We start from the raw sequence: 14,670 nt of genomic DNA on the forward strand, positions 1-14,670 counted from the left end.
AAATGACCATCATCGCCAGTCTGTTACGCGCCGCCGAGCTGCCGGATTCGCCTACGCCACGGCTGGACGCCGAGTTGTTGCTGGCCGCTGCGCTGGGCAAGTCCCGCAGCTTCCTGCACACCTGGCCCGAGCGGATCGTACCCAGCGAGGCGGCGCTGTTGTTTTCCGAATACCTGCGCCGACGTCGCTCCGGCGAGCCGGTGGCCTACATCCTCGGGCAGCAGGGTTTCTGGAAGCTCGACCTGGAGGTGGCGCCCCATACGTTGATCCCGCGTCCCGACACCGAGCTGTTGGTGGAGACCGCGTTGGCCTTGCTGCCGGCCGCACCGGCCCGGGTCCTGGACCTGGGCACCGGCAGCGGCGCGATTGCCCTGGCGTTGGCCAGCGAGCGCCCGGCCTGGACAGTCACGGCGGTCGATCGGGTGCTCGAAGCGGTGGCCCTGGCCGAGCGCAATCGCCAGCGCCTGGACCTGCGCAACGTGACGGTGCTGAGCAGCCACTGGTTCAGCGCCCTGGAGGGCGAGCGTTTCCAATTGATCATCAGCAACCCGCCCTATATCGCCACCAGCGATCCGCATCTGGCCGAGGGCGATGTGCGTTTCGAACCGGCCAGTGCCCTGGTCGCCGGGCCGGACGGGCTTGATGACCTGCGCACCATTGTCGACCAGGCACCCCATCATCTCGAGGCGGGCGGCTGGTTGATGCTCGAACACGGTTACGACCAGGCTGAAGCGGTGCGCGACCTGTTGAGTGGCCGAGGATTTGCCGAAGTTCACAGTCGCAAGGACCTGGGCAACCATGAACGCATCAGCCTGGGACGCCTGCCGTGCTGAACGATCAGGAATTGCTGCGCTACAGCCGACAGATTCTGCTGCAACACGTTGACATCGACGGGCAGTTGCGCCTCAAGCAGGGCCGTGTATTGATCATCGGCCTGGGCGGCCTCGGTGCTCCGGTGGCGTTGTACCTCGCCGCCGCTGGCGTGGGCGAGATGCACCTGGCGGACTTCGACACGGTCGACCTGACCAACCTCCAGCGGCAGATCATCCACGACACCGACAGCGTGGGCCTGAGCAAAGTCGAATCGGCGGTGCGGCGCCTGACCGCGATCAATCCCGAGGTCCGGCTGGTGCCTCACTCGGCCGCGATGGACGAAGACAGCCTGGCAGATGCCGTGGCGGCGGTGGACGTGGTGCTGGATTGCTCCGACAATTTTTCCACGCGCGAAGCGGTGAACGCTGCCTGTGTGGCGGCGGGCAAGCCATTGGTCAGCGGCGCGGCGATTCGTCTGGAAGGGCAACTGTCGGTGTTCGATCCACGTCGCGCCGAGAGTCCGTGTTACCACTGTCTCTACGGTCACGGCAGCGAAGCTGAATTGACCTGCAGCGAAGCCGGCGTGCTTGGCCCGCTCGTGGGGTTGGTGGGCAGTCTCCAGGCGCTCGAAGCGTTGAAGCTGCTGGCCGGTTTCGGCGAGCCGCTGGTGGGGCGCTTGCTGTTGATCGATGCCTTGGGCACGCGTTTTCGCGAATTGCGGGTCAAGCGTGATCCGGGTTGCAGCGTCTGTGGCAAGCCGACATGAGTGAAGCGCCGGTCGGTGTGTTCGATTCTGGGGTCGGCGGGTTGTCGGTGCTGGGTGAGATCCGTCGGTTGCTGCCCAATGAGTCTCTGCTATATGTCGCTGACTGCGGGCATATTCCTTACGGCGAAAAGAGCCCGGAATTCATTCGCGAGCGATGCGCGATCATTGCCGGCTTTCTCCAGCGCGAAGGCGCGAAGGCGCTGGTGGTCGCTTGCAACACCGCGACGGTGGCCGGCGTGGCCGATCTGCGTCGCGATTACCCCGAGTGGCCCATTGTCGGCATGGAGCCAGCGGTCAAGCCTGCCGCCGCTGCCACGCGAAGCGGCATCGTGGGTGTGCTGGCAACCACGGGCACCTTGCAGAGCGCCAAGTTTGCTGCGTTGCTCGATCGTTTTGCCACGGATGTGCGGGTCATCACGCAGCCCTGTCCAGGGCTGGTGGAGTTGATCGAGGCCGGCGACCTGAACAGCCCGGCCTTGCTTCAATTGCTGCAAGGTTACGTCACTCCCTTGCTGGCGGCCGGTTGCGACACATTGATCCTCGGCTGCACGCACTATCCATTCCTCAAGCCGTTGCTCAAGCACATGGTTCCCGAACATATCAGCCTGATCGACACGGGCGCCGCCGTGGCCCGGCAACTTCAACGCCTGTTGGCCGAACGGAATCTACTGGCCCATGGGCCGGCCAGAGAAGCGCAATTCTGGACCAGTGCGGATCCGCTACATTTAAGAAAAATCCTACCGACTCTATGGGATTCGTCTGACATTGTGCGAAACTTCGAACTGTAAAAAAAACGTGAAAATTGTGTAAATCGAGCTGAACTTCTGTTTTGGCGCCGATTTCTATAGCTCTGTCCGTTGTAGGAAAAAACTAACTAGGCTGTCGGAAAGGATGTTTCTAATGAAGCGCTTATTCTGCTTTGCCGCGTTTGCGGCTGCATTGCTGGGGCACAGTTACACCGCGCAGGCGGCGGGCGTCGAGTTCGGGGTTGGCCAGACTGGCGACTCGACCATGACCTATCGCCTGGGCATGCAATTCGATTGGGACAAGAGCTGGTTGCAGAGCGACGTTGGCCGCCTGACCGGATACTGGAACGGCGCCTACACGTACTGGGAGGGTGATGAGACTTCCAGCAACCATAGCTTGTCGTTCTCGCCAGTCTTTGTGTACGAATTCGCCGGCCAGAACGTGAAGCCTTATATCGAGGCAGGCGTGGGCGTTGCGTTGTTTGAAAACACCGAAGTGGAAACCAACAAGCTGGGCACGGCGTTCCAGTTCGAGGATCGCATCGGTTTCGGCCTGCGCTTCAAGGGTGGGCATGAAGTGGGCATCCGCGCCACTCATTACTCCAACGCTGGCATCAAGTCGACCAACGACGGTGTGGAAAGCTACGCGCTGCACTACACGATGCCGTTGTAAGAGACAGCTTGGGAACTGTGGGGGCGAGCTTGCTCGCGAAGCGGTTGGTCAGACGATACGATGTTGCCTGATCTACAGCTATCGCGAGCAAGCTCGCTCCCACAAAAATCAGTTCTCAGAATGTTTCGTTACCGATACGCCGTCGCGATGCCCTGACGTTCTTCCAGGCATTCCGGCGCCCCCATTTCGAACTCCCTGCAAATCAGCGGACGCCTCTCGTAGATCGTGCACATCATGCTGTCGCGATCCAGTGCCGCGCACCAACCGTCATCAAGCCGCAGCATCACTTCCCCGCCCCAATCGTCGGTGTCGATAAACCGCTCTGGAACACCGGTGTCGGTGATGAGCATGACTTCGAGCTGGCAGCAGCACGCCGCGCAGGTCGAGCACGTGACGGCCGGCGCGGGGAGTTCAACGAGGGGGATGGTTTTCATGGGCCGCAGTGTAAGGCACCCGGGCCGTTCAGGGTTGTCCCTTGATCGGAGATTGTCCTGTGCCCTGGCAGGCGACGATGTCGCCTTGAGCAGGTTCGCATGACGGTAACGGCCAGAGCTTCGTCATGGCGGCGGCAGGCAAGGCCATTCCATGGGGACGTTCCGCCAGCTGCGCCAGTATGTGGCTCGCTGCCGTTTCAGCAGTCCAACGGACCCCTACTGAAAAGTCTTCATTGAGGTCCGTCGCCGGATTGTCAAAACCCGGGATGACCAGCGTAAGGTCGATCCCGTTGGACGCCAGATCGGTACGCACCGATTCGAATACGTGGCGCATCGCGTTGCCGTCGGCCTCGGCTTGCGAGGGTCGCAAATAGGTGACCGGGCTGGTGATGCCCACCAGATGTGGCTCGGTTCCCCGGCGTAACAAGGGGCGCGCCGCCTCGATGCAGAAACTCGCCGAGAGCAGATTACTGCGAATGATGTGTTCGATCAGCGCATTATCCGTGGGTTGGCCTGCAACGTATTCAGCCGTGCCGGCATTGATGATCACTGTATCCAGTGCGCCCCATTCCTGGGCAAGCCGCTGGCCAATCGCTCGAACGGTCTGGCTGTCGGTCAAGTTGCCCGGCACCATCAGCACCTGGCCGGGATATCGCTGCGAAAGGGCCTCGCAAGAGGGCGCGACGCGAGAACTGACGGCCAACTGCGCACCGGCCTGAAGGATCGCTTCGGCCAACGCAGCCCCCAAACCGTTACTGGCACCGGTCAGCCAATATTTTCGCGCCATCGTTCTCCCCATTTTGCGAACAGCCTTGATTGAAATTAACCAGGCTTGGTCCGTGCATCCTGCACATTGCCTTTAATGGCTCCTGCGATTAGTCAGACTATATAGCCTTCACAACGGATTGCATCCGACCGTCCAATACTTTCATGTTCGATGATCGGCCATCGTGTCATCCCATGTCCTGGCGTGCTGGCAGATTCTTGAAGGCTGTCAGCGCACGTACTCGGGACTGGGCCAGATCAACCATTGGCGGAGGGTATTGCACTGCGTCAAACAGATTGCCTGGTGCATTTGGGCTATGGACCCGTAGCCCGTCGAGATCGTTCAGTTCAGGTATCCACCGCTTGATAAACAGTCCCTCGCGGTCGAATTTTTCCGATTGGCTCAAGGGATTGAAGATTCGGAACCAGGGCGCCGAATCCGTGCCGGTGGAGGCGCTCCACTGCCAGCCGCCATTATTGGCGGCCAAGTCGCCGTCGATCAGGTGGCGCATGAAAAAGCGTTCGCCTTCGCGCCAGTCGATCAGCAAATTCTTGGTCAGGAACATGGCGACCACCATCCGCAGGCGATTGTGCATCCAGCCAGTCTCCAATAATTGACGCATGGCCGCGTCGATAATGGGCAGGCCGGTGCGGCCCTGCTGCCAGGCTTCCAATTCGTCGGGAGCCTTGCGCCAGGCCAGCGCTTCGGTTTCCGGGCGGAACGCGCGATGGCGCGACACGCGTGGATAACCCACAAGGATGTGTTTATAGAACTCGCGCCAAAGCAATTCATTGATCCAGGTCACGGTACCGACACTTCCGCTCTCGAATTCGCCCTGGTTGGCTTGCAGCGCAGCGTGCAGGCACTGGCGTGGTGAAACAACGCCGGCCACCAGATAGGCCGAGAGCTGGCTGGTGCCTGGGTGAGCGGGGAAGTCGCGCTCACGCTGGTAATCATCGATGTGTTGATCGACAAAGGCGTCCAGCCGCCGTTGGGCCTCGTTCTCGCCGGCGGGCCAGTGGGCACGGAGCGCCTCGCTGGGAGGTACGAGACCTTCGGCATGTGCGGGCACCGGATCGCTGGCGATGGCCGTGCGGGCTTGTCCGGTCGGCGCGGGAACCAGGCGGGGTAGCGAAAGGTTCAAGCGCTGGTAGCACACCTTGCGAAACTGGCTGAATACCTGGAAATAGTTGCCGGCCTTGGTCAGGACGCTGCCGGGCTGGAACAGCAGTTGATCAAGGTGACCGTGGAACGCCACGCCTTGATCCTTCAGGGTTCGAGCAACCTCGCCATCACGCCGGGTTTCGTTCACGCCGTACTCTTCATTGACATGCACGGCGCTGACATTCAATTGGCGACACAGCGTTGCCAGTACCTGGGGCGCCTGGTCCCAATGCGAGGCGTGGCGAATCAGCAGCGGGATGTTCAATGCGTTCAGCGCCGTACTCAACGAGGCGAGGTTGCGCAGCCAGAAATCGATCTTGCACGGTGCATCGTCATGGGCGCGCCATTGCCCGGGGCTCATCAGGTACACCGCCACGCAGGGTCCCGCGGCTGCGGCTGCCGCCAGGGCGGTGTTGTCGTGCAGGCGCAAGTCGCTGCGCAGCCAGATCAGTTGCATGCAGTCTTTCATCTACAGGAGTTCCCTGCGGCTCAGTTCGCGGTGAGCGGCCAATGGGTCTTCGGCCCAGGACACGTCCAGCGTCGAGACGCCTGTGGATAACCTGGCTTGATGGATCGACGCGGCTGGGCCGGCGATGATGATCGGACAGTCGATTGCGTTCAGCAGCCTGGGCAGTTGGGACAGGTCCAGGGCGTGGTTGGAATACACCAGCACGGCGCGAACCTTGAGGCGTTCGACCGCCAGGGCCAACTCTCCGGCAGGCAGCGGCCCGTCAAGTACTTCCACGGGACAGTCGGCGCTGCTGGCGAGCCAGGCGGTGAGCCACAGGTGGGGTTCCTGAGGGGATTGCGACTGATTGACCAGCAGCAACGGCGCGCCTCGCAACTGGCGGTTGTTGTGATAAATCCGGCTGCCGAATTTGCTGCGCAGCCAGGTGTGGAAAAACACCTGCTCCAGTTGCGCGCCGAACTGGCCTTGCCAGCGCGTCTGCAACTCGGCCAGCAAGGGCAGCAACAACTGTTCGCAGACCGTCCGCGGCGGATACAGCGCCATCGCCTGGTTGATCAGGTCGTCGACCTGACGCTCGGCCAGTTGCGTCACGGCCAGCAGCAAGGCGTGGCGCTGGCGCTGCCAATCGTCCTGCACGGACTCTTCGGGTGGTTGCGGCGTTTCGAGCAACGGCTTGATCTTGCTCACCGCCACGCCGCGATTGATCCAGGTGAGGATGCTCTGGATCCGCTGCACATGTTCGGCATTGAACAGGCGATGACCCTTGGCGGTGCGGTGCGGCACGATCAAGCCGTAGCGTCGCTCCCAGGCCCGCAGCGTGACGGCATTGACGCCGGTTTGCCGGGCCACTTCGCGTATGGGAAGCCAGCCCTGCGCCAGTGCCTCGGCAAAATCGACGCCGAGGTCTTCGCTGGCGCTTGAATCAGGTTTTGTGTTCATCAAATGGCGTTTCGCAAGCTGAGATTTTCCGGGTGAGGTTGCAGGTACACCTGCTGCGCCAGATAAGGGTCGGGGTGCTGGCGCAGGTGGTGCTTGAGCAGTGTCAGCGGCACCACCAGCGGCACGATGCCGAGGCGATATTGCGCGATGAGGTGTTGCACTTCCTGCTTGTCATCGGCATCGATGGCGCGCTTGAGATAGCCGCTCAAGTGCTGGAGTACGTTGGTGTGGGTACGGCGGGTGGCGCATTTTTTCAACGCGGCCATCAAGGCGCTGAAGTAACGTGTGCCCAATTCGTCGGGGTCGCCCTTGCCCATGTTGCCCAGCATGTTGCCCAGCGCCTTGTACTGCACCGGGTTGTGGGCCATCAGCAAGTATTTGTAGCGCGAGTGAAAATCGATGAGGTCGCGTCGGGTCAGGCCTCGCTGGCGCAGGGGTTGCCAGGCGGCATAGGCGAACACGCGCGTCAGGAAATTCTCCCGCAGCACCGGGTCATTCAGGCGGCCATCTTCCTCCACCGGCAGGTCCGGATGACGCTCGCAAAAAGCCTGGGCATAGATGCCACGTCCACCGCCGTCCTGGGGCACGCCGTTGTGATCGTAGACCTTGACCCGTTCCAGCCCGCAGGAAGGGGATTTCTGCATGAAGATATAGCCACAGATGCCCTCCAACTCCCCGGCCATCTGCCGTCCGTATTCGGCCAGCGGTCCCGTCACGTCGAGGTTGCGATTCACCGTGCCGACCGCGTCAGGACGCTCCGGGTCGCCCACCAGGCGAATCGGCTCGCGAGGAATGCCCAGGCCGATGGCGACCTCGGGGCATACCGGGACGAAATCGAAGTATTCGGTGAGCGTGCGGCTGCACAGTGGCGACTGTTTATGCCCGCCGTTAAAACGAACTTCAGCGCCCATCAGGCAGGCGCTGATGGCAATTCTGGGTTTGGCGTGGGCTTCGCGGGGCATGGGCGACCTCTGATGGCTTAATCTTGTACAGATTTTGTTTTCTGTACAATATTTTCATCATAGGTCCGAACGGGCACAAGTCAACCGCGAATTGCACGAGCGGAGGTCATGACATGTTGGCGCGGGATAGGCTGCTGTCTGTTGCGACAGCAGCGAGCGGTGCGGGATGACGCGATTCACTGAAGGCTGGCGTGCAAGCGGCGAGCCGCCTCCTGGCCGCTGAGCCAGGCGCCTTCGACCCGGCCGGACAGGCACCAGTCGCCACACACATACAAGCCCAGGTCCGCGTCCGCCAGTGCGCCCCATTCATGGCTGCTGGCAGGGCGCGCATACAGCCAGCGATGGGCCACGCTGAAGCTCGGCGCTGGCATCGCGCTGTGCAACAGTTCGGCGAAGGCGCCGTGCAAGTGTTCGATAACCGCTTCCTTGGGCATGTCGATGTGCTGGCGGCTCCAGTCACTCGTGGCGTGCAGCACCCACGTGTCGAGCTTGCTGTCGCGCCCCGGTTTGCTGCGGTTGCGAGCCAGCCAATCGAGGGGGCTGTCTTGTACGAAGCAGCCTTCCATAGGTGTATCCAGGGGATGTTCGAAGGCCAGCGCCACGGCCCAGGTAGGGTCCATTTTCACCCCGGCGGCCACCCCGGCCAGCTTCGGCACGGCCGCCAGCAATGCGGTGGCCTGGGGCGCCGGCGTGGCGATGATCACCTGGCCGAAGGGGCCATGGGTGAACCCTTCCGCGTCCTGCAGGTGCCAATGCTCCTGGCCGCGAAATACTTCGGTGATGCGGCAGGCGAATTGCACCTGCAGTTCGCCGAGCAGGGCGCGGGTAATGGCGCTCATGCGTGGGGTGCCGACCCAGCGGGTCTGTTCGTCGGGGGAGGGGCTCATTTGCCCGTCCTGATAGTGATAGAGCTGCGGGTTCCACTCCGCCGCCCAGCCGTTGGCTTGCCAGCGCTGGACTTCCGTGACGAAGCGCCGGTCGCGGGCGGTGAAATATTGTGCGCCCATGTCCAGCGCGCCAGCGTCACTGCGCTTGCTCGACATGCGACCGCCGCTGCCGTGGCTTTTGTCGAAGAGTTGGATGACGTGCCCGGCCTCCGTCAGGGCCTGGGCGGCTGATAAGCCGGCGATGCCGGTGCCGATGATTGCGATAGGTACAGTCATGAGGGCCTCGTTTAACTTTGCTGTACAGACTACGCCGTCGTTTAATCCTGTACAATTTTGATTTTTGGTATAAGTTTTACCGTTCGCGTTTCGACAGGTTGTCCTATTGTTAGAAACACACCCTGTCCGATATGAACAATCTCTACCTATAAAAATAGACTAATGGGCCGGGTAAAACGCGATGAGAGGTACACCTCATGCACATATTGCTGACCGGCGGTACTGGTTTGATCGGACGGCAGCTCTGCCGGCACTGGTTGGAGCAAGGACATCGCTTGACGGTCTGGAGTCGTCGACCTGAACAAGTGGCTGGAATTTGCGGCGCGCAGGTACGAGGCGTCGCCAAACTCGACGAGATCGGCGAGCCTGTGGACGCGGTGGTCAACCTGGCGGGGGCGCCCATTGCCGACCGTCCCTGGAGTCATAAGCGCAAGATGTTGCTATGGAGCAGCCGCGTCACGCTGACCGAGGTTTTACTCGCATGGCTGGAGCGTTGCGAGCAGAAGCCGCAGGTACTGATTTCCGGTTCCGCGGTGGGTTGGTATGGCGATGGCGGCGAGCGAGAGTTGACCGAGGAATCGGGACCGGTCAGCGAGGACTTCGCCAGCCAGCTGTGCATTGCCTGGGAAGAAACCGCGCAGCGGGCCGAGGCCATGGGCCTGCGTGTGGTGCTGGTGCGCACCGGCTTGGTCCTGTCTGCAGAGGGCGGCTTTTTGTCGCGGCTGTTGTTGCCCTTCAAGCTGGCGCTGGGCGGGCGTATCGGCGATGGTCGGCAGTGGATGCCGTGGATTCATATCGAGGATCAAATCGCCCTGATTGATTTTCTTCTGCACCGCGATGATGCCAGCGGTCCTTATAATGCCTGCGCGCCGAACCCGGTGCGCAACCGCGATTTTGCCAAGGCCCTGGGGCACGTGTTGCATCGGCCGGCAGTGGTGCCGATGCCAGAGCTGGCGCTGAAAGTCACGTTGGGAGAGTTGTCATTACTGTTGCTGGGCGGCCAGCGCGCCACGCCGGCCCGATTACAGGCGGCGGGTTTTTCATTCCGGTTCACTGATTTGCCTGCGGCCCTGGAAGATTTGTCGGGTCGCCTTTGAAATAGGATGTTGCATGACCGATCACGCGTTGCTTCTGGTGAATCTGGGTTCGCCTGCCTCCACCTCGGTGGCCGATGTGCGCCGCTACCTCAATCAATTCCTGATGGATCCGTACGTTATCGACTTGCCTTGGCCGGTGCGTCGGTTGCTGGTGTCGCTGATCCTGATCAAGCGCCCCGAGCAGTCGGCCCATGCTTATGCGTCGATCTGGTGGGAGGAGGGTTCGCCGCTGGTGGTGCTCAGCCGGCGCTTGCAGCAAGCCATGACCCGTCAATGGACTCAAGGCCCGGTGGAACTGGCGATGCGTTATGGCGAGCCCTCCCTCGAATCCACCCTGGTACGGCTGGCAAGCCAGGGCCACAAGAACATCACGCTGGCGCCGTTGTATCCGCAGTTCGCGGAAAGCACCGTGACCACAGTGGTTGAAGAGGCCAAGCGGGTCGTGCGCGAAAAGAAGCTCGATGTGCAGTTCTCGATTCTCCAGCCGTTCTACGACCAGCCGGAATACCTCGATGCGCTGGTCGCCAGCGCCAAGCCGTACTTGATGCAGGACCATGATCACTTGCTGCTGAGTTTCCATGGCCTGCCCGAACGGCACCTGACCAAGCTCGACCCCACGGGTTTCCACTGTTTCAAGGATGCCGACTGCTGCAAGAACGCACCGCCGGAAGTCATGGCGACGTGTTACCGCGCCCAGTGCATCCGCACCGCCGAACTGTTCGCCCATCGCATGGGCCTGGCGGATGGAAAATGGTCGGTGTCGTTCCAGTCGCGACTGGGCCGCGCCAAGTGGATCGAACCGTATACCGAAGCGCGCCTGGAGGAACTGGCCAAGAGCGGCGTGAAAAAGGTGCTGGTGATGTGCCCGGCGTTCGTCGCCGATTGCATCGAGACGCTGGAGGAAATCGGCGACCGTGGCCGTGAACAGTTTCGCGAAGCGGGAGGGGAGGAGTTGGTGCTGGTGCCGTGTCTCAATGACGATCCGCAGTGGGCGCAGGCGTTGAGCACACTCTGCGAACGGGCGCCGATTGCTTTGTGAGGTTCAAGGGCCTCATCGCGAGCAAGCTCGCTCCCACATGGGCCTGCGGCGTACACAAATTTTGTGACCACTCGAGATCCGCAGTGGGCGCAGGCGTTGAGCACACTCTGCGAACGCGCGCCGATTGCTTTGTAAGGTTCAAGGGCCTCATCGCGAGCAAGCTCGCTCCCACATGGGGCTGCGGTGTACACAAATTTTGTGACCACTCGAGATCCACTGTGGGAGCGAGCTTGCTCGCGATGGCTATTTAAGGGGCAAAAAAGCCTTCAAGCCTGAATCAGATCAACGGCTCATCCGCCTTCTTCTCCTTCCAACCGTCGTTACCCGGCAGCAACAGGTTCAACGCGATCGCCACCACGGCGCACAGCGCGATGCCCTTGAGGCCAAAGTCGTCCGGGCCGGTGCCGGTGCCCACCAGCACGCCGCCGATGCCGAACACCAATGTCACCGAAACGATCACCAGGTTGCGTGCTTCGCCCAAGTCGATCTTGTGGCGGATCAGCGTGTTCATGCCGACCGCCGCGATCGAGCCGAACAGCAGGCACAGGATCCCGCCCATCACCGGTACCGGGATGCTTTGCAGCAGCGCGCCGAATTTGCCGATGAACGCCAGGCTGATGGCAAAGATTGCCGCCCAGGTCATGATCTTCGGGTTGTAGTTCTTGGTCAGCATCACCGCGCCAGTGACTTCGGCGTAGGTGGTATTGGGCGGTCCGCCGAACAGGCCTGCGGCGGTGGTGGCAATGCCGTCGCCGAGCAGCGTGCGATGCAGGCCGGGTTTTTTCAGGTAGTCGCGACCGGTCACGCTGCCCACGGCAATCACGCCGCCGATGTGTTCGATGGCCGGCGCCAGGGCGACCGGCACGATGAACAGGATCGCCTGCCAGTTGAACGCCGGCGCGGTGAAGGCCGGCAGGGCGAACCATGGCGCGGCGGCGATTTTTGCGGTGTCCACGACACCGAAGAAAAACGCCATGGCAAAGCCCACCAACACGCCGGAAATGATCGGCACCAGGCGGAAAATGCCTTTGCCGAACACCGCGACGATCAGGGTGGTGAGCAGGGCCGGCATCGAAATCATCATCGCGGTCTGATAGTGGATCAGCTCGGTGCCATCGCCGGCCTTGCCCATCGCCATGTTGGCGGCAATGGGTGCCATCGCCAGGCCAATGGAAATGATCACCGGGCCGATCACCACCGGCGGCAACAGGCGATCAATGAACCCGGTGCCCTTGATCTTCACTGCCAGGCCCAGGAACGTGTAGACGAAACCGGCCGCCATCACGCCGCCCATGGTCGCCGCCAGGCCGAACTGGCCCTTGGCAAGGATGATCGGCGTGATGAAGGCAAAGCTCGAGGCGAGAAACACCGGCACCTGGCGCCCGGTGACGACCTGGAACAGGATCGTTCCCAGGCCGGCGGTGAACAGCGCCACGTTCGGGTCCAGCCCGGTGATCAGCGGCATCAATACCAGCGCGCCGAAGGCGACGAACAGCATCTGGGCGCCGGACAGCACCTGGCGCCAGAGCGGATCGTTGAACTCGTCCTGCATGCTCAGGCGTCCTTCTGCTTGGTGCCGAAGATCTTGTCGCCGGCATCGCCCAGGCCGGGGATGATGTAGCCATGTTCGTTGAGTTTCTGGTCGATGGACGCGGTGTAGATGGTCACGTCCGGGTGGGCATCTTCCACGGCCTTGATGCCTTCCGGGGCGGCGACCAGCACCATGGCGCGAATGTCCCGGCAACCGGCTTTCTTCAGCAAATCAATCGTGGCGACCATCGAGCTGCCGGTGGCGAGCATCGGGTCGATGATCATCGCCAGGCGCTCGTCGATTTCCGGCACCAGTTTTTCCAGGTAGGTATGCGCCTGCAGGGTCTGCTCGTTGCGAGCCACGCCCACGGCGCTGACCTTGGCCCCCGGGATCAGGCTCAGTACGCCTTCGAGCATGCCGATGCCGGCGCGCAGGATCGGCACCACGGTGATTTTCTTGCCGGCGATTTTCTCGACCTGGACCGTACCGGCCCAACCGTCGATTTCATAGGACTCCAGCGGCAGGTCCTTGGTGGCTTCGTAGGTGAGCAGGGCACCGACTTCCTGGGCGAGTTCGCGAAAGTTCTTCGTGCTGATGTCGGCGCGGCGCATCAGGCCGAGTTTATGTCTGATCAGCGGATGGCGGATCTCGAGGATGGGCATGGGGAAGGCTCCGGCGGCGGGCAAAAAAACCGGCCTAGATTAATCTATCCGAGGGTGTTGTCCTATAGACAATACAGAACGTTAGTCCACAAATGCTTGATCTGGCCGGGCGGGATGCGTACCTTTGCCCGCTTTTCCGAACTGCCACCCCTGGAGAGCGCCATGTCCGCTGATCTCGAGCATATCCGTCAAGTCATGCGAGAGGCTGACTGCCTGTACACCGAAGCTGAAGTCGAAGCGGCCATCGCCCGTGTCGGTGCGCAAATCAACGATCAGCTGGCCGAAAGCAATCCGGTCGTGTTCTGCGTGATGAACGGCGGGCTGATTTTCTCCGGCAAACTGCTGACCTATCTGAACTTCCCGCTGGAAGCGTCCTACCTGCACGCCACCCGTTATCGCAACGAAACCAGCGGCGGTGACCTGTTCTGGAAAGCCAAGCCGGAAGTCTCGTTCATCGACCGCGACGTGCTGATCATCGACGACATCCTCGATGAAGGTCACACCCTGGGCGCGATCATCGATTTCTGCAAACACGCGGGCGCCCGTGCGGTGCACACTGCCGTACTGATCGACAAGGACCACGACCGCAAGGCCCGTCCGGACCTGAAGGCCGACTTCGTCGGTTTGCCGTGCATCGACCGCTACATCTTCGGTTATGGCATGGACTACAAAGGCTACTGGCGCAACGCCAACGGCATCTTTGCGGTCAAGGGAATGTAATCGATGACTGGGCCGGCGTTCCTGGATCAAGCCCTGTTCGATGAACTGGCCGGGAAAGCCGTGGTCAGTCCTCGCGGGCGGCAGCATCACAACTTCCACCAGATGGACGAGCCTTGCCATCGCATGGCGGTGGGCTTGCAACCCTCGACCTACATCCCGCCACATCGCCACCTGAGCGCCGACAAGGCTGAGACCCTGCTGGTGCTCAAGGGCCGGCTCGGTGTGCTGATCTTCGACGAAATCGGTACGGTGCTCGACAAGCGAATCCTGCAGGCCGGCGGCGATTGCCTCGGTGTCGACCTGCCGGCTGGCGTCTACCACGGCCTGGTGGTGCTCGAAGCCGACAGCGTGATGTTCGAGTGCAAGGCCGGCCCTTACCGGCCAGTGGGCGAGGGCGAACTGGCCCATTGGGCACCTCGCGAAGGCGAGCCAGCAGTGGCGCAATACCACGCCTGGATGCGGGCTCAGTTCGACTGATCACCCTGCTCCCGCTGAGCCTGTAGGTGCTGTGTAGGGGCTATGTAGGAGCTGCCGAGTGCAACGAGGCTGCGATCTTTTGATCTCCCCCAGCCACTCGAACCTCAAGCGAAAAATCAAAAGATCGCAGCCTCCGGCAGCTCCTTGTATCTCGACTATCGCTCCGTCAGGAGCGATAGTTCTCGACTGATCATCGAGGGAGGGACTTGGAAGCCGCGCAGCTCCTTAGGCTTTTTGCCTGTGATGTAG

The 14,670-nt window shown here is 61.6% G+C and carries 16 protein-coding genes; 8 read left to right on the forward strand and 8 right to left on the reverse strand.

Features of this window, described 5'->3' with window-relative positions; genetic code table 11:
- The first annotated feature begins 2 nt into the window (after positions 1 to 2).
- From prmC to M8Q45_RS01850, 4 genes are all read left to right on the forward strand, one after another.
- Complete coding sequence (gene prmC, locus M8Q45_RS01835) at positions 3 to 833, forward strand: peptide chain release factor N(5)-glutamine methyltransferase (RefSeq protein WP_249873363.1); 831 nt, start codon at positions 3 to 5, stop codon at positions 831 to 833.
- A complete protein-coding gene (locus M8Q45_RS01840) occupies positions 827 to 1,579 on the forward strand; it encodes a molybdopterin-synthase adenylyltransferase MoeB (RefSeq protein WP_249873364.1) in 753 nt (250 codons plus the stop codon). Before prmC ends, M8Q45_RS01840 begins: the two co-directional genes overlap by 7 nt.
- Positions 1,576 to 2,367, forward strand: coding sequence for a glutamate racemase (murI, locus tag M8Q45_RS01845; protein WP_249873365.1), 792 nt, complete (start codon positions 1,576 to 1,578; stop codon positions 2,365 to 2,367). Before M8Q45_RS01840 ends, murI begins: the two co-directional genes overlap by 4 nt.
- Before the next feature lie 112 nt (positions 2,368 to 2,479).
- The gene (locus tag M8Q45_RS01850; RefSeq protein ID WP_249873366.1) at positions 2,480 to 2,998 is read left to right on the forward strand and encodes an acyloxyacyl hydrolase; all 519 of its coding nucleotides are present in this window, start codon (positions 2,480 to 2,482) and stop codon (positions 2,996 to 2,998) included.
- Positions 2,999 to 3,126: 128 nt separating this feature from the next.
- Here the strand turns inward: M8Q45_RS01850 and M8Q45_RS01855 are convergent, their stop codons facing one another.
- The 6 genes from M8Q45_RS01855 to M8Q45_RS01880 all read right to left on the reverse strand — a co-directional run bounded on the left by M8Q45_RS01855 (position 3,127) and on the right by M8Q45_RS01880 (position 8,895).
- Positions 3,127 to 3,432 carry a YkgJ family cysteine cluster protein gene (locus M8Q45_RS01855; protein WP_249873367.1) on the reverse strand — a complete coding sequence of 102 codons (306 nt, stop codon included), beginning with the start codon at positions 3,430 to 3,432 and terminating at the stop codon, positions 3,127 to 3,129.
- Between the two features lie 28 nt (positions 3,433 to 3,460).
- Positions 3,461 to 4,219 carry an SDR family NAD(P)-dependent oxidoreductase gene (locus M8Q45_RS01860; protein ID WP_249873368.1) on the reverse strand — a complete coding sequence of 253 codons (759 nt, stop codon included), beginning with the start codon at positions 4,217 to 4,219 and terminating at the stop codon, positions 3,461 to 3,463.
- Between the two features lie 166 nt (positions 4,220 to 4,385).
- Complete coding sequence (gene phrB / locus M8Q45_RS01865) at positions 4,386 to 5,819, reverse strand: deoxyribodipyrimidine photo-lyase (protein ID WP_249877253.1); 1,434 nt, start codon at positions 5,817 to 5,819, stop codon at positions 4,386 to 4,388.
- Positions 5,820 to 5,831: 12 nt separating this feature from the next.
- Positions 5,832 to 6,770: a MerR family transcriptional regulator gene (locus M8Q45_RS01870; protein ID WP_249873369.1), complete on the reverse strand. Its 939-nt coding sequence runs from the start codon at positions 6,768 to 6,770 to the stop codon at positions 5,832 to 5,834.
- Positions 6,770 to 7,732, reverse strand: coding sequence for a YbgA family protein (locus M8Q45_RS01875; RefSeq protein WP_249873370.1), 963 nt, complete (start codon positions 7,730 to 7,732; stop codon positions 6,770 to 6,772). Before M8Q45_RS01875 ends, M8Q45_RS01870 begins: the two co-directional genes overlap by 1 nt.
- A gap of 176 nt (positions 7,733 to 7,908) precedes the next feature.
- On the reverse strand, positions 7,909 to 8,895 hold the full coding sequence (locus tag M8Q45_RS01880; protein WP_249873371.1) for an NAD(P)/FAD-dependent oxidoreductase: 987 nt from the start codon (positions 8,893 to 8,895) through the stop codon (positions 7,909 to 7,911).
- 197 nt (positions 8,896 to 9,092) lie between these two features.
- Between M8Q45_RS01880 and M8Q45_RS01885 the strand changes: the two genes are divergently transcribed.
- Positions 9,093 to 9,992, forward strand: a complete 900-nt coding sequence (locus M8Q45_RS01885) for a TIGR01777 family oxidoreductase (RefSeq protein ID WP_249873372.1) — start codon at positions 9,093 to 9,095, stop codon at positions 9,990 to 9,992.
- A gap of 13 nt (positions 9,993 to 10,005) precedes the next feature.
- Positions 10,006 to 11,031: a ferrochelatase gene (hemH, locus tag M8Q45_RS01890; protein ID WP_030138592.1), complete on the forward strand. Its 1,026-nt coding sequence runs from the start codon at positions 10,006 to 10,008 to the stop codon at positions 11,029 to 11,031.
- A 277-nt stretch (positions 11,032 to 11,308) separates the two neighbouring features.
- Here hemH and M8Q45_RS01895 read toward each other — a convergent pair whose 3' ends face one another.
- Together M8Q45_RS01895 and upp are read right to left on the reverse strand one after the other, a co-directional pair.
- The gene (locus M8Q45_RS01895) at positions 11,309 to 12,583 is read right to left on the reverse strand and encodes a uracil-xanthine permease family protein (RefSeq protein ID WP_249873373.1); all 1,275 of its coding nucleotides are present in this window, start codon (positions 12,581 to 12,583) and stop codon (positions 11,309 to 11,311) included.
- Between the two features lie 2 nt (positions 12,584 to 12,585).
- Complete coding sequence (upp, locus tag M8Q45_RS01900; protein WP_030138594.1) at positions 12,586 to 13,224, reverse strand: uracil phosphoribosyltransferase; 639 nt, start codon at positions 13,222 to 13,224, stop codon at positions 12,586 to 12,588.
- A 162-nt stretch (positions 13,225 to 13,386) separates the two neighbouring features.
- Between upp and M8Q45_RS01905 the strand changes: the two genes are divergently transcribed.
- Positions 13,387 to 13,944 carry a hypoxanthine-guanine phosphoribosyltransferase gene (locus M8Q45_RS01905; protein WP_030138595.1) on the forward strand — a complete coding sequence of 186 codons (558 nt, stop codon included), beginning with the start codon at positions 13,387 to 13,389 and terminating at the stop codon, positions 13,942 to 13,944.
- Between the two features lie 3 nt (positions 13,945 to 13,947).
- Positions 13,948 to 14,421 (forward strand): WbuC family cupin fold metalloprotein, encoded by a 474-nt coding sequence (locus M8Q45_RS01910; RefSeq protein WP_249873374.1) that lies wholly within the window; start codon positions 13,948 to 13,950, stop codon positions 14,419 to 14,421.
- Positions 14,422 to 14,670 lie beyond the last annotated feature (249 nt).

Source organism: Pseudomonas sp. T1.Ur (assembly GCF_023516725.1).
Taxonomy (GTDB): domain Bacteria; phylum Pseudomonadota; class Gammaproteobacteria; order Pseudomonadales; family Pseudomonadaceae; genus Aquipseudomonas; species Aquipseudomonas alvandae.